General features: G+C 68.5%; 27 protein-coding genes. 14 read left to right on the top strand and 13 right to left on the bottom strand.

What is annotated here, in order from left to right; genetic code table 11:
* Positions 1-28 precede the first annotated feature (28 nt).
* Positions 29-703, top strand: coding sequence for an HAD hydrolase family protein (locus M0R89_RS17255; RefSeq protein WP_248650318.1), 675 nt, complete (start codon positions 29-31; stop codon positions 701-703).
* Positions 704-814: 111 nt separating this feature from the next.
* On the opposite strand, the gene cutA is transcribed toward M0R89_RS17255, so the two are convergent.
* Positions 815-1135 carry a divalent-cation tolerance protein CutA gene (cutA, locus tag M0R89_RS17250; protein ID WP_248650317.1) on the bottom strand — a complete coding sequence of 107 codons (321 nt, stop codon included), beginning with the start codon at positions 1133-1135 and terminating at the stop codon, positions 815-817.
* A 258-nt stretch (positions 1136-1393) separates the two neighbouring features.
* Between cutA and pyrB the strand changes: the two genes are divergently transcribed.
* The 4 genes from pyrB to M0R89_RS17230 all read left to right on the top strand — a co-directional run bounded on the left by pyrB (position 1394) and on the right by M0R89_RS17230 (position 4633).
* Entirely contained in the window at positions 1394-2308 is a 915-nt protein-coding gene (gene pyrB / locus M0R89_RS17245; protein ID WP_248650316.1) for an aspartate carbamoyltransferase, read from the top strand.
* Positions 2305-2766 (top strand): aspartate carbamoyltransferase regulatory subunit, encoded by a 462-nt coding sequence (pyrI, locus tag M0R89_RS17240; RefSeq protein ID WP_248650315.1) that lies wholly within the window; start codon positions 2305-2307, stop codon positions 2764-2766. The genes pyrB and pyrI overlap by 4 nt, the downstream gene beginning before the upstream one ends.
* Positions 2767-2958: 192 nt before the next feature.
* On the top strand, positions 2959-3720 hold the full coding sequence (locus tag M0R89_RS17235; RefSeq protein WP_248650314.1) for a hypothetical protein: 762 nt from the start codon (positions 2959-2961) through the stop codon (positions 3718-3720).
* A gap of 91 nt (positions 3721-3811) precedes the next feature.
* Positions 3812-4633 (top strand): hypothetical protein, encoded by an 822-nt coding sequence (locus M0R89_RS17230; protein WP_248650313.1) that lies wholly within the window; start codon positions 3812-3814, stop codon positions 4631-4633.
* Positions 4634-4720: 87 nt separating this feature from the next.
* On the opposite strand, the gene M0R89_RS17225 is transcribed toward M0R89_RS17230, so the two are convergent.
* Both M0R89_RS17225 and M0R89_RS17220 read right to left on the bottom strand, forming a co-directional pair.
* The gene (locus M0R89_RS17225) at positions 4721-5038 is read right to left on the bottom strand and encodes a HalOD1 output domain-containing protein (protein ID WP_248650312.1); all 318 of its coding nucleotides are present in this window, start codon (positions 5036-5038) and stop codon (positions 4721-4723) included.
* Positions 5039-5195: 157 nt separating this feature from the next.
* Entirely contained in the window at positions 5196-5759 is a 564-nt protein-coding gene (locus tag M0R89_RS17220) for an NUDIX domain-containing protein (protein ID WP_248650311.1), read from the bottom strand.
* 254 nt (positions 5760-6013) lie between these two features.
* Here M0R89_RS17220 and M0R89_RS17215 point away from each other — a divergent pair, with 254 nt between their 5' ends.
* The 3 genes from M0R89_RS17215 to M0R89_RS17205 all read left to right on the top strand — a co-directional run bounded on the left by M0R89_RS17215 (position 6014) and on the right by M0R89_RS17205 (position 7393).
* Positions 6014-6202 (top strand): DUF1918 domain-containing protein, encoded by a 189-nt coding sequence (locus M0R89_RS17215; RefSeq protein WP_248650310.1) that lies wholly within the window; start codon positions 6014-6016, stop codon positions 6200-6202.
* A 95-nt stretch (positions 6203-6297) separates the two neighbouring features.
* Positions 6298-6921, top strand: coding sequence for a flagellin (locus M0R89_RS17210; protein WP_248650309.1), 624 nt, complete (start codon positions 6298-6300; stop codon positions 6919-6921).
* Between the two features lie 46 nt (positions 6922-6967).
* Positions 6968-7393, top strand: coding sequence for an RNA-binding protein (locus M0R89_RS17205; protein WP_248650308.1), 426 nt, complete (start codon positions 6968-6970; stop codon positions 7391-7393).
* A gap of 35 nt (positions 7394-7428) precedes the next feature.
* On the opposite strand, the gene M0R89_RS17200 is transcribed toward M0R89_RS17205, so the two are convergent.
* Both M0R89_RS17200 and M0R89_RS17195 read right to left on the bottom strand, forming a co-directional pair.
* Positions 7429-7584 carry a hypothetical protein gene (locus M0R89_RS17200; protein WP_248650307.1) on the bottom strand — a complete coding sequence of 52 codons (156 nt, stop codon included), beginning with the start codon at positions 7582-7584 and terminating at the stop codon, positions 7429-7431.
* A 127-nt stretch (positions 7585-7711) separates the two neighbouring features.
* Complete coding sequence (locus M0R89_RS17195) at positions 7712-8308, bottom strand: DUF2391 domain-containing protein (RefSeq protein ID WP_248650306.1); 597 nt, start codon at positions 8306-8308, stop codon at positions 7712-7714.
* A gap of 61 nt (positions 8309-8369) precedes the next feature.
* Here M0R89_RS17195 and M0R89_RS17190 point away from each other — a divergent pair, with 61 nt between their 5' ends.
* Entirely contained in the window at positions 8370-9122 is a 753-nt protein-coding gene (locus tag M0R89_RS17190) for a 3-oxoacyl-ACP reductase family protein (RefSeq protein ID WP_248650305.1), read from the top strand.
* 102 nt (positions 9123-9224) lie between these two features.
* Here the strand turns inward: M0R89_RS17190 and M0R89_RS17185 are convergent, their stop codons facing one another.
* Positions 9225-9557 (bottom strand): DUF7344 domain-containing protein, encoded by a 333-nt coding sequence (locus tag M0R89_RS17185; RefSeq protein WP_248650304.1) that lies wholly within the window; start codon positions 9555-9557, stop codon positions 9225-9227.
* A gap of 237 nt (positions 9558-9794) precedes the next feature.
* Between M0R89_RS17185 and M0R89_RS17180 the strand changes: the two genes are divergently transcribed.
* Positions 9795-10577 (top strand): helix-turn-helix transcriptional regulator, encoded by a 783-nt coding sequence (locus tag M0R89_RS17180; protein ID WP_248650303.1) that lies wholly within the window; start codon positions 9795-9797, stop codon positions 10575-10577.
* Positions 10578-10596: 19 nt separating this feature from the next.
* Here M0R89_RS17180 and M0R89_RS17175 read toward each other — a convergent pair whose 3' ends face one another.
* The 5 genes from M0R89_RS17175 to M0R89_RS17155 all read right to left on the bottom strand — a co-directional run bounded on the left by M0R89_RS17175 (position 10597) and on the right by M0R89_RS17155 (position 16251).
* Complete coding sequence (locus M0R89_RS17175) at positions 10597-11445, bottom strand: enoyl-CoA hydratase/isomerase family protein (protein ID WP_248650302.1); 849 nt, start codon at positions 11443-11445, stop codon at positions 10597-10599.
* Positions 11442-12329 carry a 3-hydroxyacyl-CoA dehydrogenase family protein gene (locus tag M0R89_RS17170; RefSeq protein ID WP_248652292.1) on the bottom strand — a complete coding sequence of 296 codons (888 nt, stop codon included), beginning with the start codon at positions 12327-12329 and terminating at the stop codon, positions 11442-11444. The genes M0R89_RS17175 and M0R89_RS17170 overlap by 4 nt, the downstream gene beginning before the upstream one ends.
* Before the next feature lie 116 nt (positions 12330-12445).
* Complete coding sequence (locus M0R89_RS17165; protein WP_248650301.1) at positions 12446-13126, bottom strand: DUF8127 domain-containing protein; 681 nt, start codon at positions 13124-13126, stop codon at positions 12446-12448.
* Positions 13127-13447: 321 nt separating this feature from the next.
* On the bottom strand, positions 13448-15025 hold the full coding sequence (locus M0R89_RS17160; RefSeq protein ID WP_248650300.1) for an OB-fold domain-containing protein: 1578 nt from the start codon (positions 15023-15025) through the stop codon (positions 13448-13450).
* Entirely contained in the window at positions 15022-16251 is a 1230-nt protein-coding gene (locus tag M0R89_RS17155) for a thiolase domain-containing protein (protein WP_248650299.1), read from the bottom strand. The genes M0R89_RS17160 and M0R89_RS17155 overlap by 4 nt, the downstream gene beginning before the upstream one ends.
* A gap of 117 nt (positions 16252-16368) precedes the next feature.
* Here M0R89_RS17155 and M0R89_RS23330 point away from each other — a divergent pair, with 117 nt between their 5' ends.
* From M0R89_RS23330 to paaK, 4 genes are all read left to right on the top strand, one after another.
* Complete coding sequence (locus M0R89_RS23330) at positions 16369-16497, top strand: hypothetical protein (protein ID WP_256478415.1); 129 nt, start codon at positions 16369-16371, stop codon at positions 16495-16497.
* 2 nt (positions 16498-16499) lie between these two features.
* The gene (locus M0R89_RS17150; RefSeq protein WP_248650298.1) at positions 16500-17504 is read left to right on the top strand and encodes a YeiH family protein; all 1005 of its coding nucleotides are present in this window, start codon (positions 16500-16502) and stop codon (positions 17502-17504) included.
* A 71-nt stretch (positions 17505-17575) separates the two neighbouring features.
* Positions 17576-18169, top strand: a complete 594-nt coding sequence (locus M0R89_RS17145) for a hypothetical protein (RefSeq protein WP_248650297.1) — start codon at positions 17576-17578, stop codon at positions 18167-18169.
* 56 nt (positions 18170-18225) lie between these two features.
* Complete coding sequence (gene paaK, locus M0R89_RS17140; RefSeq protein ID WP_248650296.1) at positions 18226-19524, top strand: phenylacetate--CoA ligase PaaK; 1299 nt, start codon at positions 18226-18228, stop codon at positions 19522-19524.
* Positions 19525-19537: 13 nt separating this feature from the next.
* Here paaK and M0R89_RS17135 read toward each other — a convergent pair whose 3' ends face one another.
* Positions 19538-20851, bottom strand: a complete 1314-nt coding sequence (locus tag M0R89_RS17135) for a DUF8130 domain-containing protein (protein WP_248650295.1) — start codon at positions 20849-20851, stop codon at positions 19538-19540.
* A 77-nt stretch (positions 20852-20928) separates the two neighbouring features.
* Entirely contained in the window at positions 20929-21141 is a 213-nt protein-coding gene (locus M0R89_RS17130; protein WP_248650294.1) for a hypothetical protein, read from the bottom strand.
* Positions 21142-21160: the final 19 nt, after the last annotated feature.

Here is a 21160-nt window from a genome sequence, read left to right as displayed (position 1 = left end):
TTTGTGGCTGACGCCCTCACGGTGAGCCATGACTCCGCCGCTCGTCCTCGACATCGACGGCACGATGACCCGGCCCGACGACTCCGTAGACCCGCGATTCTTCGACCTTCTTCCGAGTTGGGACGCGCCGGTCGTCGTCGCCACCGGGAAGGCGTTTCCCTATCCCGTGGCGCTCTGTCACTTCATGTACGTCGAGCAGAACGTCATCGCCGAGAACGGCGGTATCGTCCTCTCGGGCGAGGAGGTGACGCGGAACGGCGACGGCGAGGCCGCACGCCGGGTCGCCGAGGAGTACGTCGCGGCGGGATACGACCTCGGGTGGGGGCCGACCGACCTCACGAACCGCTGGCGGGAGACCGAGGTGGCGGTCGCTCGGGACCAACCGCTCGGCCCGCTGGAGGAACTCGCGGCCGAACACGGACTGGAAGTCGTGGACACCGGCTTCGCCTACCACGTCAAGTCGCCCAGCATCGAGAAGGGAATCGGCCTGAAGTCGGTCGCGCCGCTCCTCGACCGCGACCCCGAGGAGTTCGTGGCTATCGGCGACTCCGAGAACGACGTGTCCACGTTCGGCGTCGCCGGCGAGTCCTACGCGGTCGCCAACGCGGACGAGAAGGCCAAGCGCGCGGCAGACGTGGTGCTCGACGAATCGTACTCCGAGGGCACGCTCTCGGTGCTGGACGAACTCCGGAGTCGGGCTTAACTGCTCGTCACGCTCACCGTCGGAACCGTCGGAGCGCTCCCCGAGCAATCGCCGCGACGGCGACGAGGAACACCCCGACGACCAGCGTCCACGGTCCCCAGTCGCGGCGCGTCATCGTCGCTCCTCGCTCTCGGCGACTTCCTCGTCGCGCCACTCCGCGAACGAGTCCAGCAGCGCCGTCTCCTCGAACCGCTCGATGCAGGGCACGTCGTAGGGATGCAACTCCTCGACCCGCGCGGCCAGTCGGTCGTAGCCCTCGTCGGTAGTCTTGGCCAGCAGGACCACCTCGTCGTCTCGGTGGACCTCGCCCTCCCACCGGTAGACCGAGGTGCAGGGAAACCGGTTGACGCAGGCCGCGAGTCGTTCCTCCACGAGCGTCTCGGCGATGTCGGACGCGTCCTCGGGCGGCGCGGTGACGTAGGCTGTCGGCATACCCGTCGCAACGTCCGCGGGACGCTTAAGGCTCGGCCCATCGCTGGTGCGTTCGTTCCCTCCGGTCGCTCGCCGTCGCCGCGTTCGGATGGTGGCTCAGCTCTCTCGAGGTAGTCGGACTGGCGGTCCCCGGCCCCGACTCCGAGCGACCGCGCGGAGCGTCCGGGCGGGGTTCGTCGCGGCCTCGTATTTGAACCCTCGGCCGACTCGAATTCCACTCCGAGAGATTCAAGGCGCGTCCACCTCCCTATTCTACCAATGCGGGACGACCACCTCATAACCGCGAAACAGCTCTCTCGGGAGGACGTAGAGTCGGTCCTCGACCGAGCGGCCGAGTTCGACGCCGACCCGGCCGCGTTCGGGGACCGCCACGAGGACGCGATACTGGGACTGCTCTTCTTCGAGCCGAGTACCCGGACGAAGATGAGCTTCGAGACCGCCATCAAGCGCCTCGGCGGCGACGCGGTGGACATGGGCACCGTCGAGTCGTCGTCGGTCAAGAAGGGCGAGAGCCTCGCCGACACCGCGCGGGTCATCGAGGGCTACGCCGACGCGCTGGTGTTGCGACACCCGAGTCAGGGCGCGGCCAAGATGGTCGGCGAGTTCGTGGACGTGCCGCTCCTGAACGCGGGCGACGGCGCGGGCCACCACCCGACCCAGACCCTGCTCGACCTCTACACGATTCGGGAGAACGCCGGACTCGACGACCTCACCATCGGCATCATGGGCGACCTGAAGTACGGCCGGACGGTCCACTCGCTGGCCCACGCGCTGACCAACTTCGACGCCGACCAGCACTTCATCAGCCCCGAGAGCCTGAAACTCCCCCGGAGCGTGCGCTACGACCTCCACGAGTCGGGCGCGATGGTGCGCGAACACACCGAGTTGGACGACATCCTGCCGTCGCTCGACGTGCTGTACGTCACCCGCATCCAGCGCGAGCGGTTCCCCGACGAGAACGAGTATCAGGAGATAGCGGGCGAGTACGGCATCGACCTCGAAACGCTCGAATCGGCGAAAGACGACCTGACCGTGATGCATCCGCTGCCGCGCGTGGACGAAATCGCGCCCGAGGTGGACGACACCGACTACGCGACCTACTTCGAGCAGGCCCACAACGGCGTGCCGGTCCGGATGGCGCTGCTCGACCAACTGCTGGAGGGACGACAATGAGCGACCACCAACTCCGCGTGAGCAAGATTCCGAGGGGGACCGTCATCGACCACATCCGCGCCGGGCAGGCGCTCAACGTCCTCGCCATCCTCGGCATCGACGGCGAGTCGGGCGAGACGGTCAGCGTCGGGATGAACGTCCCGAGCGACCGCATGGGCCACAAGGACATCGTGAAGGTGGAGGACCGCGAGCTGAGCCAAGACGAGGTGGACGTGCTGTCGCTCATCGCGCCCGAGGCGACCATCAACATCATCCGGGAGTACGAAGTCGCCGAGAAGCAGTACCTCGAACGCCCCGAACGCGTCGTCGGCGTTCTCTCCTGCCCGAATCACAACTGCATCACCAACGAGAACGAACCCGTCGAGACCGAGTTCGACGTGTTGGACGACGGCGTCCGGTGCGAGTACTGCGAGACCATCGTCCGGGAAGACCTCGCGGACCACATCGCGGTCGAGTAGGTCGGGAGTTCGAGCCACGACTCGTAGGCCGACGGCTCCGGCGTCGCCCCGCCGTGAACCGGCGCCGACTGCGACTCACGGTCGAGAATTGGGATAAGTGGCGGCTACGTTTCACGAAACGTCCCGTTACGCGACAAAACGGACCGAACGGTCGTTTTCGTTTATCTTCGGCCTCGAAGTACGTCTCCGGAGATGAGCTCACGACAACTTTCCGCACTCGCGCTCGCGGCCCTCGTCCTGCTGGCCGGGGCGGGACCGGTCCTCGGCGTCGGCACCGACGCCGCGACCGGGAGCGCGGACGACGGCCCAGTACAGCGGACCGGCGAACCGGTCCACCGAACCGACGCCGTCGAGCGGAACGCGACCGACGCCGACGACTCGTTCGCCCAGTACAAGGTTTCGCTCGACAACGTGACGGTCAAGACGTGGCTGATTCGCGACTCCACGGTGCTGAACGCGACCGTCAAGAACGTCGTCGTCCGGAACGCCACGACCGAGAACGGGAGTCGGACGAACGTCACGCTGTCGAACGTCTCGGTGGGGCAGTTCACGCTCGAACGCGCCCGGATGAAGAACGTCACCGCCCAGAAACTCGTCATCCGGAACAAGTCCGTTCTCAACGTGCCCGGCGGAAGCTTCTTCGACCCGAGCGTGAAGAACCGGACTATCGACCGCCAGTGGACGAAGAACAGCACGGTCTCGGGCGTCGTCATCGACCGCCTCGTCGTGGACGCGGCCATCCTCTGTGGCAACGCCTCGCTCGGCCCGCGGGCGACCGGCAACGACTCGGTCGCTCCCGCGGCGGGCGAGAAGAAACCCGACATCGTGGTCAAGAACGGTACGGTCGGCGAGGCGCTCATCATGCGAGGCCACGCCTCGAACTGGTCTGTCGGGTCGGTCGACCAACCCGCAGCGACCAACTCGACCCTGCCGCAGGGGTGCAATCGCGGATAGGCGCCGCGACGCGCCTCGTGGCGAGGGTGGGCGAACCGCACCGTCGGCCGGAGAGCGAACCACTTACCCGGTCCGGCGACCAACTCCGGGTATGTACGGCGTCGTCACGCGAAACGAGGAGGAACTCGACTGGTCGGAGTTCGACCTCGGCTTCTACGAGGTCAAGGACGTGACCGGTCGGTCGGCCGAACCGCTCACCGAGGGGGTGAACATGGTGTCGTGCTTCGGGGACAACGCCGCGGTCGAAGCAGACCCCGACCTCGCGGCCGTCAGCGACGCGGGCGAACTCGCCACCCGCGAGCGCCCGTACTTCGACTGGGCCTACGTCTGCCCGACGCGCGAGGACTACCGCGAGGGCGTCCTCGAAATCATCTCGGACTGCGCCGAGGCGAACCCCGACGTGCGCCTCGACGACGTGGGGTTCCCGCGCGCCGAGTACTGTCACTGCGAGCGGTGCGACGCCCGATTCGAAGCCAGCGACTTCGAGGACCGATTCGAGTGGCGCGCCGACGTTATCACCGAGTTCGTCGCGGAGGCCGCCGACCGGATTCCGGGCAAGACCTACTTCACGCTCTACCCCGACCCGTACCCGGGCCACCTCTACGAGCGGGCCGGACTCGACCTCGACGCTCTCACGGAGTACGTCGACGAGTTCGTCGTCCCGCTCTACGACATGGCCTACGAGACGACCTACTGGCTCGAAACCATCGCCAGCGGGTTCCGGGACGCGCTCGACGCGCCGTTCAGCGTCGAACTCTACGCGGTGGACGTGGACGTGGACAACCTCGTCCACGCGGGAGAAGTCGCCGACGAGTACGCCGAGAACGTCTTCTTCGGGTACGACGCGAGCAACGCGCGGGCGGCGCTCCGCCGGAAGCGCGCCGAGGCGCGCGAAGGCGTCTCCCACGAGTAGCGCGGTCCGCAGGGCGCTCCGCTATCGTCGTTCTCTCGGACGCTTGTCGCTTCCCTCGGACGCTCGCCGTTTCCGGTCCTCGCTATCTCAGGCGTGAGGGTGGACTTCGACGTCGCCGTCCGCGGCGAGGACGACGCGGTGGTCCGCCAGCGAGAACTCGACGCTCCCCGCGTCCCGAGTGCGTCCGCCGGGCGTCCGCGCGAAGAGGTCGTCTATCGCGTCGGGGTCGAGCGCGCGTCGCAGGGGTTCGAGGTCCAGCGGGTCGCACTCCGCGACCGCGGCGACCGCGTTCACGACCACCGAACTCGGTGGTTGTTCGCCCGGTTCGCACGCCGTTCGGTAGCAGTCGTTCTCCTCGTCGTATTCGAGTCCGCCGTCGGTCGGTAACAGTATCTCGTCGTGCATGTGTCGTCGTTTTCCCTGACACCGACCGAGGGCGCCGCGCCGGACGCTCTCCGCGCTCGCCACATCGGTCGGCGTCGAGTTTCGACCGAAAGTGAGGTCCGCCGTGGATATAGCTTCGGGCGCTCAGAACTAATGGTGTGAACCGAGCGACCCCGGGTCACTCCAGCGCGTACTCGCGCCACGCCAGCAGGTCCTCGCGGTCGCGGGTGTTCTCCGGCAGGTCGGCGAACCACTCGGCGTCGGTGATTTCGCCGTCGGGGTCGCTGGGTTCGGGCGTCGGCGCCCCCTCGACGCGGGCCTCGAACAGCGGGAGGACGCCCCACGTCGCGTAGTCGTCGCACCGGACCTCGACCCGGACGTTCATCGCCAGTCCGTCGTACCGGGCCTCGACGCCCGCCTCCTCGGCGAGTTCCCGCTCGGCGGCCCGCCGAAACGACTCGTCGGGTTCGGGTTCGCCGCCGGGGACGACCCACATGTCCACGCCCGCGTGCCAGACGAGCAGGAGTTCGCCCGTCGGCCGGTAGACGACCGAGTGAGCGCCGTACGGTGCGCCGAACTCCGCGATTCGCTCGGCGAGGGTCCGGAACCGCGAGCGCGAGACGCGTCTGCTGTGGTTCCGTTCGAGGAAGTCGTCGTAGGCGTCGGTCAGGCGGTGGTGGACCTGCTCGGCCCGCTGGTCCGCTCGCGTGGCGAGATACCACAGGTCGTCAACGGTGGTCATCGGGGCGTCGTGCGGACGGAATCGACTGACAGCGGACGGGTCGAACCGCGAGGGAGGGCGAGCGCAAGGTCATACTCGGAGGCTTGTCCGGCCGCCCGAATAAGCCTTCGGTCGGCGACACCGGCCGACCGCCCGGGCCGAGTGGAACCTCGACGCCGAATCGAGGTCTCGCGCCGAGTCGGGGTCTCGGCTCTCGACCGGAACCCCGACGCCGAACCGGGTCGTTTTTACCACCAGCGGGGCTATCACGACCCATGAGCTTCGAGGAAGACGACAGCGTCATCCTGCACGACGAGCACAGCGAGTACGACGGCGAAGAGGGCCAGATTACGCAGGTCATGGACACGATGTTCGGCGACAGCACCTACACCGTCAGCTTCGAAGACGGACAGGAGACCGGCATCCCCGAGGATTCGCTGGAAGCCGTCGAAGACGACGAGTAACGACGCGCCGTTTCTCCCGCGTTCCCGTTTGTTCCTGACATCTCCGTTCGACTACCGAGGAGGGGTATTAAATACTAGTCGTGGTTCTGGACTGTGTGAAGAAATTGTTACGCCGGAACGTGTCCGAGAGAGGGCAGGTCGGTATCGGAACGCTCATCGTGTTCATCGCGATGGTGCTGGTCGCCGCCATCGCGGCCGGGGTGCTCGTCAACACCGCCGGATTCCTCCAGACCAAATCCGAGGAGACCGGACAGGACGCCAGCGCGCAGGTCTCGAACCGGGTGGAAATCGTGTCCGCGTACGGGAACGTGGCCAACGACGGCCACGTCGACCTCGTCAACCTGACCGTGATGCGCGGGTCCGGGGCCGACGACATCAACCTCTCGTCGGCCACGATGGAGTGGATAGGTCCCGACACCGCCACGACGCTCGTCGGGAACAACTCCACGATGGAGGGCGGCAGGCACGTCATCGACCCGGGGAGCGACGAGTTCGGAATCAGTCCCATCAAGGACCCGGGTAACACCGTCCCGGTGCTGGCAGACCAAGACGACCGCTTCCGACTCACGATTCCGGCCTATCTCCTCGACGACGACGGGATGGGTCTGGCCGAGGGCGAGGAGGCCGCCGTGAAACTCACGACGCAGTACGGCGCGGTCACGCTCTATCACGTCACCGTTCCCCAGTCGCTGTCGGCGAAGAACGCCGTTATGGTCTGACGCGAACGAAACGCCTTTTTCCGTCCGGGGACCCTACCTCCTCTCGATGGCCGAAGTTCCGTTCCACTACATCGACCTGCGGGCGTTCTGCTACGCGACCGAAGACGACAAGCGCGTCGAGCAGGCCCTGCGGACCTACCTCCCCGACGAGTTCGAAATCCAGCGCGCGAAGAGCGAGGGCCACCACGGCGACCGCATCCTCGTCCTCTCGGCGCGCGTCGAGAACGCCGACGAGATGCGCCACGTCCTCTCGAAGGTGGCCGAACTCCCGGACGACGCCGGCCTGCTGGACGAACTCGACGAGCGAGTGGACGAGAACTGCTCGCTGTTCCTCCGACTCGACAAGCAGGCGGCCTACCGCGGCGAGGCCGAACTCGGCGAGGGCATCACTTTCCGCGCGAAGGTCGAGGCCTACCCCGCGAAGAAGGAGGCCGCTGTCGAGAACGCCCACGAGACGCTGGCGTCGCTCTGAGACCGCCGAGTCAGAAAACGAGTGGGGGTTCCGGCTCAGTGGGCCGTGAATCCGTCTATCATCTCGTCGCAGTCGGGACAGGAGACGAGTTCCGAACCGGTCGATTTGCCGCCGAGCGGTTCGCCGTTCCGCCGCGTCTGGGTCTTCGCTTGCCGATCTAGGTCCGAGCCGCAGTGTGGGCATTCTATCATACGTCTCACCAGAAGTTCTGTGCGAACAGGTACCAATACCCGAACGACACGGATATACTTTGTGTCGAACGTTCGGTTTTCCGTCCGTTACCGCGTCGGTCACGACTCGGGCATCACGACTCGGGCATCACGACCCGGGCAGGATGTCGCCGAGCGCGGCCCCGAGCGCCATCGCGGAGAACGTCACGCTCGTCTGGCAGAACGCCAGCCACGGGTCGGTCCAGTCGACGCGCCCCCAGGCGGTCATCATGGCGAGCGCGGTGAAAAACGAGACGCCGACGACGCCCGCGAGGCGGCGGGGGACGACCCCGAACAGCGGTCGGTGAATCTCGACCTGCTGGATTTCGGCCACGTACAGCAGGCCGACGACCAGTCCGATGGTGCCGACGAGAGTGACCGCGAGGGAGACCGGATGGGCCGCGATGAACGCCCCGATTTCGGCGGTGCCGCCCTCGACCAGCATCGGAATCCCGAACACCACGCTCCCGACCAGCGCCTCGGCGGCGTCGTGGCGGTCGAACCCGCGGATGACCCGACCGAACGCGCCCGGCGTCGAGACGCGTCGGGCGACGCGTATCGTCTCGCGGACCTGCTCGCGCTCTGCCGGGTCGTCGACGGTCTCCTCCAACTCCTCCAGTTCGTCCAGTAGGTCCTCCAACTCCGGGTCCTCCCGCGGGTCGGACCTCGCGGAACCGGTCTCGGAGTTCGCGCTCCGGTCGCTCATGCGTGCCACGTTACGCCGGGCAGGCATAAACGCAAAGGTCGTGGCGGGTCGCCTTCGGGGTATGCCAGCAGCACTCGTCACCGGTTCCTCGCGGGGCATCGGCCGGGCAATCGCCGAGCGGTTCGCGCGCGACGGCTACGACGTCGCGGTCAACTACGTCTCCAGCGCCCAGAAGGCGCGGACTGTCGCCGAGTCCGTCCGGCGCGAGACCGACAGCGACGCGGTCGCGGTCCGGGCGGACGTGGGCGACCCCGACGACGCGCGCGACCTCGTGGACGCCGCCGTCGAGGCCTTCGGCGGCCTCTCGCACGTCGTGAACAACGCGGGCGTGGACCAGCATGTCTACACCGAGGACCTCTCGCCCGAGGATTTCGACAGCGTGATGGACACCAACGTCAACGGCGCGTTCAACGTGACCAAGGCCGCGCTACCGCACCTCCGGGATGCGGCGGACGGCGACGCCGACTCCGCACCGACGCCCTCGGTCACGAACGTCTCCTCGATTCTGGCGTTCACGGGCGCGCCCGTCGAGTGCCACTACGCCGCCTCGAAGGCCGGAATTTTGGGCCTCACGAAGAGCCACGCCGGGGACTTCGCGCCCGAGGTTCGGGTCAACGCCATCGCGCCCGGTCACGTCGAGACCGACATGACCGCCGACCGGACCGAGGCGGAGAAGCGCGAGGAGATGGCCGAGATTCCCGTCGAGCGATTCGGCCAGCCCCGAGACATCGCCGAGGCCGCGGCCTACCTCCGGGACGCCGGGTTCGTCACGGGCGAGACGCTGAACGTCAACGGCGGCGAACTGATGCGGTAGCACGGTTGCGACGCCGACCGAGACAGTAGCACGGTCGCCCGACGAACCGAGGCGCGCAGACGGCCGCGACGCCGCGGGCGAGCGAGGCCGACCCTGACTCGCTCAGCGTTCGAGGTACCGGTCGGCCCAGTCGGGCCGGGGTCGGGCCTCGACGACGTTCCGTTCGGGGTCGTAGCTCACGAGACCGGCCTCGTCGAGTTTCGGCAGGTGGACGTGGTGAAGCCGAACCGCGACGGTGTCGGAGTCCGACCCGTCGGCGACCCGGTCCCGAAGTTCCGAGAGCGCGACAGGTCGCTCGTCGGGGTCGAGCGCACGGAGCGTGCGTCGTCGGAGCGAGTCGCCGAGCAGGCGACAGCGTTCTTCGGGCGCGACGTCGGTCTGCCCGGACGCGCCGGCAGTTCGGGTCGGATTCTGACCGTCTCTGTTTCCTATCATGGCTCCACCTTCGGAGAGAGCGTTCACAGGGTGAATGGGGCCACGGCATTTTGATTGTATTCGACCGGAAGCGGTTCGACCGCGGACTCGCGTCCGAGCAGGTCGGACGTGTTTCGAGTCCCGAAACGCGTCCGAACTTTCGAAACGTCGCTGACTGTCACCGCGAGCGACAGGTGCCGAAACGAATACGTCGCTCGCGTCGGAAGACGCAACAGCCATACGAGCGCGAACGTCGATATGAGCGACGACACAGATTCTATCCTCCGAGACAGCATCGGGACGGTCGTTAAGCGCGGGGCGGTTCTCGACCGACTCGCCGCGGGTCCGGCGACCAAGCGCGACCTGCGCGACGAGTTGGACGTCTCGCGCTCGACCGTCTACAAGGCGGTCCGCGAACTCGAAGACCGGGGACTCGTGACCGAGACCGACGAGGGCGTGGCGCTCACGCTGGTCGGCCGCCTGCTCGGCGAGGAGCGTCGGACGTTCGAGGAGCGCGTGGCGGCCGTCACCGACAGCGAGTCGCTCCTGTCGGTGCTCCCCGACGACGCGCCGGTGACGACCGACCTGCTCGTGGGGGCCGAAACCGTCCGCGGCGAACGCCACGCGCCCACCCGGCCGGTCGAGTACATCGACGACTTCGTCCGCCGGACCGACCGAATCGTCGGGTTCACGCCCGTCGTCCTGCCCCAGTACGTGGACATGTTCCACGAGGAGGTGGTGGGCGACGACCTGACCGCCGACCTCGTGCTGGAGGCCCCTGTCGTGGAGTACCTGCGCGAGAGCCACGGCGAGCGCCTCGACGAGGCGCTGGCGACCGGTCGACTCTCGATTCGCCGGACCGACGAGACCCTCCCCTTCGGCCTCGTGGTCGCGGAGGGCGAGGGTCTCGTCCTCATCATCTACGACGAGGCGGGCGACCTCCGGGGCGTCCTGCTGAACGACACGCCCGCCGCGCTCGAGTGGGGCGCGGAACTGTTCCGGACCTACTGGGACCGCGCGTCCGAACTCGATTCGGCGTAGAAACCGTCGCTCGCGGCCGCTACTTCCCCTCCCACTCGGGGTCGCGGTCCTCGAAGAAGGCGTCGATGCCCTCGTTCTTGTCCTCGGAGGCGAACAGGTGTGCGAACAGTTCGGCCTCGTACTCGATGCCCTGTTCCAGTTCCATTCGACTGGAGGCCTTCACCGCCTTCTTCGCGAACTCCAGCGCGAGCGGACTCTTCTCGGCCATCGACTCGGCGAGGTCGTAGACCCGGTCCTCGAACTCCTCCTCGGGGTGGACCTCGTCCACGAGGCCGATTTCGCGGGCCTCCTCGGCGTCGATGAGTTCGCCCGAGAGAATCAGCTTCATCGCCTGTCCCTCGCCCACGAGTCGGGGGAGCCGTTGGGTTCCCCCGCCGCCGGGCATGATGCCCAGATTTATCTCGGGTTGGCCGAGTTTGGCGCCCTCGCGGGCGATGCGGGTGTCGCAGGCCTGCGCGAGTTCGCACCCGCCGCCGAGCGCGTGGCCGTTGAGTGCGCCGACGACTGGTTGTTCGAGGTCGTCGACGTACTCGTAGACCCGCGGGCGCTTGCTGGCCTCGCGCTGTTCGAGCGAATCGCGCTCGCGGAGTTCGGTCACGTCCGCGCCCGCGACGAACGCGCCCGACTCCTCGTCGCCGGTCAGGACGACCACGCGCACGTCGCTGGCCTCGATGGCGTCTAACACGTCCTTCAACTCGGCGCGCAACTGGGCGTTCAGCGCGTTCCGGGCGTCGGGCCGCGAGAGCGTGACGGTGGCCACGTTCTCGACGCGGTCGCCGACCGACACCTCGACGGTCTCGCACTCGGCCCCGACCGCCTCGGGACTCCCGACGGCGTCGGACGCCGAGTCGTCGCTCTCTCCGCTCATTCGTCGTCACCCCACTCGCCGCTGGTGCCCACGATTTCGCCGTCCTCCCAGACGTAGAACCCCTCGCCGGTCTTCTTGCCGAGGTTCCCGGCCCGGACCTTCCGGCGCAGAATCTGGGGCGGGCGGAACCGCTCGCCCAACTCCTCGCGGAGGTGTTCGAGGATGTCGAGGCGCACGTCGAGTCCCACCACGTCGCCCAGTTCTATCGGTCCCATCGGGTGGTTGTAGCCCAGTTCCATCGACCGGTCGATGTCGCGGGGACTCGCGACGCCCTCCTCGACCATGCGCATGGCCTCGACGCCGAGGGCGACGCCGAGACGCGAGGAGGCGAACCCCGCGGTGTCGCGCACTTGGATGGCTGTCTTGCCGACGTCCTCCACGAAGTCGGTGGCGAACGCGACGGTCTCGTCGCTGGTCTGCTCGCCGACCACCACCTCGACCAACTGCATGATGTGGACCGGGTTGAAGAAGTGCAGACCGATTCCCCGGCCGGGACGCTCCAGCGCCGAGACGATTTCGGTCACGGGGAGCGACGAGGTGTTCGAGGCGATGACGGTGTCGTCCGCGACTTCGGCCTCCACGTCCTCGAAGGTCTGTTTCTTCAGGTCCACGTCCTCGGGGACCGCCTCGACCACGAGGTCGGCGTCCGAGACGGCCTCGGCGAGGTCGGTCGTCCCAGAGATGCGCGAGAGCGTCGCGGCCTTCTCGTCTCCCGACACCTTGTCGCGCTCGACGCCGCCCTGTAGGTTCGACTCGATGGACGAGATGCCCTCGTCCACGAGGTCCTGCTCGACGTCCCGAATCGTCACGCTGTGCCCGGCCATCGCCGAGACTTGGGCGATGCCGTGGCCCATCGTCCCGGCTCCCAAAACGGCGACTTGCAGGTCGTTCATGTCCGATTGGGCGACCGGAGCGCGGTTAAGCGTTTATCTATCGGTTCTCTGTCGTCTCTGTCGGAAGATAACGGACCGACTCCGCCGGGCGGCCGTCCCCGTCGCGTTCACCTCGTCCGTCGCCACCGCCCGCGGAGCATCCCGAGTCCGACGAGAACCGCCACCGCCTGCGCGGCGGTCGCCTGCCACTTCGACGGGCCGCCGCGGGGGTTCTCCGTCTCGGAGAGGTGGTAGTAGGTGCCGTTCGAACGGACGACCTCGTGGGCCGCGTCGAGCGGTTCGCCGCGAGTCCGAACCGTCTCGCCGTCTATCGCGCGCCGGGCCTCTTCCGAGACCTCGCGCTCGGGGACCGAGACGTTCCGGAGGATTTCGGGGGGACTGACCGCGGACAGCGCGTAGGTCACGCGGTCTTCGTTCGCCGTCTCGGTCCGGTTGACTCGCCAGCGGTAGAGGTACTTGCCGCTCCCGCTGTCCTCCACGGCGACGTACTCGGCGTCGAACTCGTACTCCCGGGCGAGAAGGTGGGTCTGGTTCACCACGACCGGCCCGTTCTGGGCGACGTGGGCCGCGAAGAGGCACTGCTTGTCCAGATTGTGGTAGTCGTAGCACGCGAGACCGTCGATTTTGCCGTCGGCCCGGATGTAGCCGGTGTCGTACCTCGTGTACTCGACCTCCTCGGCGGTGTACTCGTAGGTCGTCGCTCCGGCGTCGGGCAGAAGCCAGAACGGACTCGCCACGAGCGCGAGCGCGACCGCGAGGCGGAGATGCGAGGACCAGTCGGGGGACATACCGGGCAGGTCGCAGGTCGCCGGTAAGTGCTTTTTCACTTCTAGAATCCCGGCGGCTGTAGCCACCTACTCCTTCTCTTCAGCAATGAAAATACACGCTTGAGAAAGGCAGAGATGTCTGGTGAGCGTCGTCCGACGGCGCGCCGACACCGCAGTCCGGAGAAAACCCGACGGGTGGGCAACTGCCGCCTCGGCGGTCCGTCGAGCGACGGGGGACGGCCCGCAGAAGACTCCGCAGGTCACTCCGTTCGCTGCGGCCCGACCTCGAACTACGTCGAGACTCCGGGCGTGCGACTCGCCTCGTTTGAAATCCGTCCTCGGTCACGTCGTTCCCTGCGGGCGAACTTTGAACCCGTACCGCGTCACGCCCTCCTGCGTGTAGATGCGCCGCATCGTCGTCCCCACGCGGTCCCCGATGGCCACGTCCGCCGGGTCCGCGGCCACGACCTGCGCCGGCACGCTCGCGGACCCGCCGTCGGGACCGTCGAGCGCCACGACCGCCACGCCGAAATCGCCCGACTGGGCCTGCTGCTCGGCGAACTCCGGCGGCGCGCCGCCCTGCGAGATGACCGTCGCGGCCTCGACGGTGCCCTCGCCGGTCAGTTTCACTTCGTCGTACTCGTCCACGAGCGTCTTGCAGTCGTTGCAGGCGCCCTCGGGCGGGAAGTTGAGGCCGCCGCACTCCGGGCACTTCCCGGCGACCAGTCGGTGGCGCTGGTCGAGCGTGCGCTTCCACGACGGCACGCTGACGTACGCCCCGCCGCCCTCGGGCGGGCCGGAGGTCAACTCGCCGCGCTTGCGGAGGTACTCGGCGTAGGTTACTTGCTCGCCGTCGTCTAGCGCGAGCGAGGCGGCGACGCCGTCGCCGTCGTCGCCACTCGCGCCGGTCTCGACCAGAAGGGCGTCGGCACCGGCGCCGCTCCCGAACGACGCCGCGAGTACTCTCGCCTCGCCGCCGTCGTCTCGCGGGTCGTCGCTTCGTTCCTCGCCGCTCGACCGTTTCGAGGCGTCGCCCGCCTCGCCGTCGGCCAGCGCCCGTGCGAGTCCGAGCGGAACGCTCGCGGCCCCGGTGTCGCCCAACTCGTGGACCGTCGCGCACCGCTGAATCGCCTCGGAATCGACCCCGAGCGCACCCGCCGCCCGGTAGGGCATCTTGCCGTTCGGGGTCTGCACCGCCGCGGCGTCGATTTCGCTTCCGTCTACATCTAACTGCTCGACCGCCCCCGCCAGCGTGTCGGTGAACGCCTGCCGCTCGTACCCCGTCGCGCCGAGACCCTCGACCGTCTCGGACCCCGCGCGCCGGAACCGCGTGCCGGGGAACTCCTCGGCGTACTCGGCGCGCCGGCGGACCGCCGCGTCGCCCGATTCCGACAGCACGAACGCGGCCGCGCCCGCTCCGGCGGCGTGGTCCTCGTCGCTGTCGGGGTCGCCCCGCGGGCAGTCCGCGGCGACGACGAGACCGACGCTCTCGCCGGAAGCGTCCGGCGAAGCGTCTTCACCGGACGGCTCGCTACTCCACGGCCCGGCCGACAGCGCGGCGTCGAGCGCCCGCGTCCCGGCCCGCGTGCTTCCGGTGAAGACGTGGCGGGTCGCGTCGGCCGGGACCCCGACCATCCCGCCGAGTCGGGCGGTCAGGTCCTCCTCGGCCAGCGGCGGCGTCGTGGACGCGAACGCGAGGAACGCCACCTCGTCGCCGTCGCGGTCGGCGGCGTCGAGCGCCCGCGCGGCGGCCTCGTAGGCCATCGTCAGCGCGTCCTCGTCGGCGTCGGGGACCGCCTTCTCGGTCACTCCCGGCGCGTGGAACTGACCCCACGCCTCCTCGAACGCCTCGGCCGAGACCCGGAATCGGGGCGCGTAGGCTCCGACCGCCTCGATTCTGGGCTGTCGCTGACCCGTCATTCTGCCACCTCCCGTTCTCTCTCCCGCGGGCTCGGCCCGCTCGTTCCTTCCGAGGCGCTTCGCGCCTCGCGCTCCAGTACGTGAACCACCGCGGCCCCGCCGCTGCCGCCGACGTTGTGCGTCAGGCCGCGGGTCGCGCCCTCGACCTGCCGATTCCCGGCGTCGCCGGATAGCTGTTTGAACGCCTCCGCGACCTGTCCCGCGCCGGTCGCGCCGATGGGGTGGCCCTTCGACTTGAGGCCGCCAGAGGTGTTCACCGGTAACTCGCCGTCGAGCGCGGTCGCGCCGGACTCGACGAGTTCGCCCCCTTCGCCGGGTTCGCAGAAGCCCAAATCCTCGTAAGCCAGAATCTCGGCGATGGAGAAGCAGTCGTGGACCTCCGCGAAGTCGAGGTCGTCGGGACCGATTCCCGCCCGTTCGTAGGCGGTCTCGGCCGCGCGCTGGGAGGCCTCGATGCCGGTGTAACTGTCGCGCTGGAACAGGCCCACCGCGTCGCTCGCGGCGCCGACGCCCGCGACCCGAATCGGGTCGTCGGTGTACTCCGCGACGACCTCCTCGCTGGCAATCAGGGCGACCGCGGCCCCGTCGGTCGTCGGACAGCAGTGATAGAGCGTCAGCGGGTCGGCCACGGTCTGGGCCGATTCGGCGTCCTCCAGCGAACACTCGAAGCCCAGTTGCGCGTGGGGGTTCTTCGCGCCGTTCCGGTGGTTCTTGACCGCGACGTGCGAGAGTTGCTCGCTCGTCGTGCCGTACTCGGCCATGTGCGCGTCGGCCATCTGGGCGTAGACGCCCGCGAACGTCGTCCCGGAGAGCCGTTCCCACTCGGTCTCGCCCGAGACGCCGAGCCAGTACTTGGTGGCGTCGCTGGACGTGTCGGTCATGATTTCGACCCCGCCCGCCAGCACCACGTCGGCCATCCCCGAGCGGACGGCCTGCACGGCCTGCCGGACAGCGTATCCGGAGGCGGCGCAGGCGTTCTCGACTCGCGTGGTCGGGATGCCGTGGAGACCGACGTGTTCGGTTGCGGCGGGACCCGAGAGACCCAACTGGCGACCCCCGACTCCGAGCGTGCCGACGAACGCCTCGTCCACGTCGTCGGGGTCTACGCCCGCGGGCACCGACTCGCGGGCCGCCTCGAACGCGCTGGCGAACAGCGACCGGTAGCTTTCGTCGGGGAACGACCCGAAGTCGGTCTGGGCCGCGCCGACGATGTAGGCGTCTCGCATGCACGAACCGTGTGGGTCTCGGAGGAAATAGTTGCCGCTGTGGACGGTTGCGAACCCGACCCGGAGCGGCACGAACCCGAAAGGCTAACCGAGGGCGGACCGCCAGTTCGGAACGACATGGCAGTCGCGCGGCCACCGGGAGAACGCGGCGAGCGAGCGGGTCGGCGGCGGACCGACCTCGACAGCGGTCGGCGAGCGACGGCGGTCGGCCACCGCGTCGCCCGAGCGGCGCGGGTCGCCGTCTGACGATGGCGTCCGCTCGCCCTTCGCTTCCGGCCCTGCTTCCCGGTCTCGGTCTCCTCGTCGTTCTCGCGGTGGTCGCCCGCGGTCTCGCGGCGGTCGCACCGGTCCCCGCGCTACTGGCCGCGGTGCTGGTCGGCGGCGTCCTCGCCAACACCGTCGGCGTCTCGGCCCGCTTCGCGCCCGGCGTCGCGACCTATACGCTCTGGCTCGAGGTCGGCATCGTCCTGATGGGCGTCCGCGTCTCGCTGGACGCCCTCCTCGACGCCGGCCCGACGCTGCTCGTCACGGTGGTCGGCGTCGTCGGCTTCACCCTCGTCGTCGCGGAGGCGCTCGCGCGGGGGTTCGACCTCCAGCGGCGACTCGGGTCGCTGGTGGCGGCGGGCGCGAGCGTCTGCGGCGTCTCGGCCGTCGTCGCCGTGGCGGGGGCCATCCGGGCCGACGAGGACCACGTCGCCTACGCGACCAGCACGATTCTGGTCTTCGACGCGGTGACGCTGTTCGCGTACCCCGCGCTCGGACAGTTCCTCGGCCTCCCGGACCGCACGTTCGGCATCTGGGCGGGGCTGACGATGTTCAGCACCGGCCCGGTCACGGCGGCCGGGTTCGCCTACTCCGAAGTCGCGGGCCAGTGGGCCACCGTGGCGAAACTGACCCGGAACGTCCTGCTCGGCGGCCTCGTCGTGGCGTACTCGCTCGCCTACGCCGGGTCCGACGGCGACGCCGCGTCCGGCGCGACCCTCCTCAGGAACCTCTGGGACGGCTTCCCGAAATTCGTCCTCGGGTTCCTCGCGCTGGTCGTCCTCGCCAGCGCGGGCGTCTTCACCGACGCCCAACTCGCCCGCATCGAGTGGGCCTACCGGTCGGCGTTCCTCGTGGCGTTCGCGGGCCTCGGCACGAGCGTCGCGCTCCGCGACCTGCGAGCCACCGGAGTTCGACCGCTGGTGGTCCTCGCACTCACGCTCGGCGTCGTGAGCGCGGTCACGCTAGTCGTCGTCCGACTCGTCTTCTGAGCCGCCGATTCTGATTAGTGTTCTGAAACCAAAAGCGCCGAACTTAAGTCTCGAATTGCGAAACGCGAGGCATGGTCCTCGACGCTCGAAAGCTGAAAGACGCCCTCCTCCTCGCGTTCGTCGTCGGTCTCCTCCTGACCGGCGGGGAACCGAAAGCCGTCAACGCGCTGCCCGGATTCTCCGACCACACCGGACCCACCGAGATGAACGTCAGCGAACTCGAACGCCTCGATTCGGGATGTCGGGAGGCGGTGAGCGGGTACGCGAGGAGTTCGGTCAGCGGCGGCACCTACTCGCAGGTCACGTTCGTCGAAACGGGCGACCCCGACGCCGACCTCTCGGCGTGGGTCGAGCGCACCTCGCCGCCGGGGGCCGACCTGAGCACGTTCCGGGTCCACGTCGAGTCCAGCGGAAACGCGACCGGTCGAAACGAGTCGAACCGGTCCTGTGAGGCGGGCGTCCAGTACCGACTCGAAGTGACGACTGCTGGCGGGAGTCCGGAAGGCGTCCTCCCCGACGCGCACGGGATTCGCATCCTCTGGCTCGAAAACGGCGAGTACGCGGGTTGCTCGGGAAGCTACACGGGTCCGCTCCGGAGCGGTTGTTCTCAACTCCGTCCGCAAGACGGCGGTCCGGACCGGACGTGGGCGAACGCGACGGCGTGAGGCGACCCACCACCGGCCAAACAGTTTAGACCCTCTCTTGCGAATGATTATTCGACATGGTCTACAACGACGTGGAGACCACCCCCCGCGAGGAGTTGCGCGACTTACAGAGCGAACGACTCGCCGAGACCGTCGAGTACGCCTACGAGAACGTCGATTTCTACCGCGAGGCGCTCGACGACGCGGGCGTCTCGCCCGACGACATCGAGGGCGTGGAGGACATCTCCGACCTCCCGTTCACGACGAAGGAGGACTTCCGCGACGAGTACCCCGACGGACTGTTCGCGGTCGAACACGGGGAGGTGCGCCGGATTCACGCCTCCTCCGGGACCACGGGCAAGCCGAAAATCGTGAGTTACACCGACGAGGACCTCGCTACTTGGCGCGAGGTGATGGCCCGGTCGCTGTACGCGGCCGGCGTTCGCCCCGAACAGGTCGTCCAGAACGCCTACGGCTACGGCCTGTTCACCGGGGGCTTGGGTTTCCACGACGGCGTCGAGGAGTTGGGGGCCTGCGTCATCCCGACCGGCGGGGGCAACACCGCGCGCCAGTTGGACATGCTTCAGGACCTCGAAAGCGACGTGCTGGCCTGCACGCCCTCCTACTGCCTCTACCTCGCGGAGGCCGCCGAGGAGCGGGGCATCGACCCGACGGACCTTCCGCTGGAGACAGTGGTCATCGGAGCGGAACCGTTCACCGACCCGATGCGCGACGAGATAGAGGCGGCCCTCGACGTGACCGCGGTGGACGTGTACGGTCTCTCGGAGATAATCGGGCCGGGCGTCTCCATCGAGTGCGAGGAGGTCCAGAACGGGCTTCACGTCTGGGAGGACCACTTCTTCCCCGAGGTCGTGGACCCACGGACCGGCGAACCCCTGCCCGAGGGCGAGGAGGGCGAACTCGTCCTCACGACCCTCACGAAGGAGGCCCTGCCGGTCCTCCGCTACCGGACCGGCGACATGACCTCGCTGACCTACGAGGAGTGCGACTGCGGCCGGACCGTCGCCCGCATGGACAACGTGACCGGCCGCACGGACGACCTCATCATCGTCCGCGGGGTGAACGTCTACCCGAGCCAAATCGAGGAGGTCATGGTGGACGTCGAGAACGTGGCACCGCACTACCGCATCGACCTCTACCGGCGCGGAAATCTCGACCGCATGGAACTCACCGTCGAGTACCACGAGGAGTACGGGGGCACCCACGAGGAGTTGGAACGCCGGATTCGGGAGAAGTTAGAGGAGACGCTGGAGGTCAAGCCCGACGAAATCGAGGTCGTCGGGCCGGGCGTCGTGGACCGGACAGAGGTCGGGAAGGTCAAGCGCGTCTTCGACCACCGCGGCGAGGACGAGTAGCCGACTCTCGGGGCTACTCGACCGAGAACGCGACCCTGTACTTCGCCGTCGCTCGGTCGTCGCTCTCGCCGCGTTCAACTCCGAGCGACCCCTCCACGACGTACTCGCCGGGCGCGAGGTCGGCCGGAATCGCGTACCTTTCGGCGACCGACTCGCCGGGCGCGAGCGCCGAGACCAGCGCCACGTCGGCCGCGTGTTCGACTTCGCGACCGTCGGTCCGGACGCGGTCGCTCGCGGCGTAGGCGTCGGTCCAGAGCGGTCGGGAGGCGACCCCGGTCGCCGCGCCGGAACGTCCCGCCGGGCGACACCGGACGACGCCGAAGGGTCGGGGCGGACCGCTGGCGAGTCGAACCTCGCGGGGTCCGTCGTTGCGGGCCGCGAGTCGGAGTCGGCCGTCCCGGAACGCGGCCGAGACCGAAACCGGGGCCGGGCCGTCGGACTCGACGGAACTAGTGTAGAACGTCCCGTCGAGCGCGACGTACCGGTGGTCTCCGAGCGCGTCGAGGAATCCCTCGGGCGCGCTGTCGAAACCGTACGCGCCGCGCGCCCGTCCGGCGCGTCGGACGAGCGTGCGGGTCCGCTTCGGGGCGGCGTCGGCGTTCCAGACCGGGCCGCCGACCGCCTCCGCGACCGGCACCTCGGTCGCCGAGAGTTCGTGGGGCGGACCCGAGCCCTCGACTTCGACCGTGAAATCGAGGACCGCGCCGTGGTAGCGCGCGGCGTCGTAGGTCTCGAAGAACGTCCGGAGCGCGGGCCAGACGTAGCCCAGTTCGATGCCCTCCCGGCGGGCGATTCGCAGGAGACCGCTGGCCACGTAGTCCTCGCGGGTGACGGCGCGCTGGTACTCGCCGTACGTCGCAATCGCGCCCGCCACGTCGCTCTCTGCGACGGTCTCGGCGGTGATACGGTAGGTCTGCAGGGTGTCGTCGAGTCGGTAGTAGGTGCCCGCCCGTTCGACGAACGGCGTCGCGCTGGCGAACTCCCGAAGCCACTCGGGAGGGTCCTCGGTCTCGTAGGTCCCGTCGATGGCGCTGGTCACGACCGCCCGCTCGCGGTCGGAGAGGTCGGTGAACGCGGTGATGCGCCCGCGCGGGTCGTCGCCGAGGTCGTTCAGGCGGACGACGTGGTCGAAGGTCTCGACGCGGCGGACCGACAGCGAGCGGTCGGTCGCGGCCATCCGGGTCGCGGCCGACGCCGAGTCCGAGTTCGCGCCGGTCGCGGTTCCGCTATCGCTCCCGTCTGACGACCGACGCGCGCCGAGGCGTCCGGCAACCGTCGCAGTCGCGGTCGCGGCGACCGCGCGCCGGAGGAACGGGCGGCGTTGCATACCGGTGGATGACACTCCGGGTTCAAAAATACACAGGAATTAATATGGGTTCGCCGAGCGAGCCGAGACCGCGCCGGTCAGGACGGCGGCGTACCGCTCTGGGGGTCGAACTGCCGGCGCTCGTCCGAGCGACCGGTGAACAGGCCGCGCACCTTCTGGACGGCGAGGTACGGGATGAGAACCGGCAGGACCGGCAGCAACAGCAGGACGTAGCACGCCGCCATCACCTCTCCGATTCGTGCCATGACGAGTTCGGCCTTGGACTTGCCGAGTACTGCTCTCCTGTCCATGCTATCACCCGTATGCGTT

The sequence above is a fragment of the Halorussus limi genome, from assembly GCF_023238205.1.
In the GTDB taxonomy this organism is placed as follows: domain Archaea; phylum Halobacteriota; class Halobacteria; order Halobacteriales; family Haladaptataceae; genus Halorussus; species Halorussus limi.
This window is presented reverse-complemented; position numbering and strand designations above follow the sequence as displayed.

What these genes read in the sequence shown, in the direction of transcription:
- M0R89_RS17255 (WP_248650318.1), top strand. Translation starts at nt 29, where the DNA reads ATGACTCCGCCGCTCGTCCTCGACATCGACGGCACGATGACCCGGCCC.
- cutA (WP_248650317.1), bottom strand. Translation starts at nt 1,135, where the DNA reads ATGCCGACAGCCTACGTCACCGCGCCGCCCGAGGACGCGTCCGACATC.
- pyrB (WP_248650316.1), top strand. Translation starts at nt 1,394, where the DNA reads ATGCGGGACGACCACCTCATAACCGCGAAACAGCTCTCTCGGGAGGAC.
- pyrI (WP_248650315.1), top strand. Translation starts at nt 2,305, where the DNA reads ATGAGCGACCACCAACTCCGCGTGAGCAAGATTCCGAGGGGGACCGTC.
- M0R89_RS17235 (WP_248650314.1), top strand. Translation starts at nt 2,959, where the DNA reads ATGAGCTCACGACAACTTTCCGCACTCGCGCTCGCGGCCCTCGTCCTG.
- M0R89_RS17230 (WP_248650313.1), top strand. Translation starts at nt 3,812, where the DNA reads ATGTACGGCGTCGTCACGCGAAACGAGGAGGAACTCGACTGGTCGGAG.
- M0R89_RS17225 (WP_248650312.1), bottom strand. Translation starts at nt 5,038, where the DNA reads ATGCACGACGAGATACTGTTACCGACCGACGGCGGACTCGAATACGAC.
- M0R89_RS17220 (WP_248650311.1), bottom strand. Translation starts at nt 5,759, where the DNA reads ATGACCACCGTTGACGACCTGTGGTATCTCGCCACGCGAGCGGACCAG.
- M0R89_RS17215 (WP_248650310.1), top strand. Translation starts at nt 6,014, where the DNA reads ATGAGCTTCGAGGAAGACGACAGCGTCATCCTGCACGACGAGCACAGC.
- M0R89_RS17205 (WP_248650308.1), top strand. Translation starts at nt 6,968, where the DNA reads ATGGCCGAAGTTCCGTTCCACTACATCGACCTGCGGGCGTTCTGCTAC.
- M0R89_RS17200 (WP_248650307.1), bottom strand. Translation starts at nt 7,584, where the DNA reads ATGATAGAATGCCCACACTGCGGCTCGGACCTAGATCGGCAAGCGAAG.
- M0R89_RS17195 (WP_248650306.1), bottom strand. Translation starts at nt 8,308, where the DNA reads ATGAGCGACCGGAGCGCGAACTCCGAGACCGGTTCCGCGAGGTCCGAC.
- M0R89_RS17190 (WP_248650305.1), top strand. Translation starts at nt 8,370, where the DNA reads ATGCCAGCAGCACTCGTCACCGGTTCCTCGCGGGGCATCGGCCGGGCA.
- M0R89_RS17185 (WP_248650304.1), bottom strand. Translation starts at nt 9,557, where the DNA reads ATGATAGGAAACAGAGACGGTCAGAATCCGACCCGAACTGCCGGCGCG.
- M0R89_RS17180 (WP_248650303.1), top strand. Translation starts at nt 9,795, where the DNA reads ATGAGCGACGACACAGATTCTATCCTCCGAGACAGCATCGGGACGGTC.
- M0R89_RS17175 (WP_248650302.1), bottom strand. Translation starts at nt 11,445, where the DNA reads ATGAGCGGAGAGAGCGACGACTCGGCGTCCGACGCCGTCGGGAGTCCC.
- M0R89_RS17165 (WP_248650301.1), bottom strand. Translation starts at nt 13,126, where the DNA reads ATGTCCCCCGACTGGTCCTCGCATCTCCGCCTCGCGGTCGCGCTCGCG.
- M0R89_RS17160 (WP_248650300.1), bottom strand. Translation starts at nt 15,025, where the DNA reads ATGACGGGTCAGCGACAGCCCAGAATCGAGGCGGTCGGAGCCTACGCG.
- M0R89_RS17155 (WP_248650299.1), bottom strand. Translation starts at nt 16,251, where the DNA reads ATGCGAGACGCCTACATCGTCGGCGCGGCCCAGACCGACTTCGGGTCG.
- M0R89_RS23330 (WP_256478415.1), top strand. Translation starts at nt 16,369, where the DNA reads ATGGCAGTCGCGCGGCCACCGGGAGAACGCGGCGAGCGAGCGGGTCGG.
- M0R89_RS17150 (WP_248650298.1), top strand. Translation starts at nt 16,500, where the DNA reads ATGGCGTCCGCTCGCCCTTCGCTTCCGGCCCTGCTTCCCGGTCTCGGT.
- M0R89_RS17145 (WP_248650297.1), top strand. Translation starts at nt 17,576, where the DNA reads ATGGTCCTCGACGCTCGAAAGCTGAAAGACGCCCTCCTCCTCGCGTTC.
- paaK (WP_248650296.1), top strand. Translation starts at nt 18,226, where the DNA reads ATGGTCTACAACGACGTGGAGACCACCCCCCGCGAGGAGTTGCGCGAC.
- M0R89_RS17135 (WP_248650295.1), bottom strand. Translation starts at nt 20,851, where the DNA reads ATGCAACGCCGCCCGTTCCTCCGGCGCGCGGTCGCCGCGACCGCGACT.
- M0R89_RS17130 (WP_248650294.1), bottom strand. Translation starts at nt 21,141, where the DNA reads ATGGACAGGAGAGCAGTACTCGGCAAGTCCAAGGCCGAACTCGTCATG.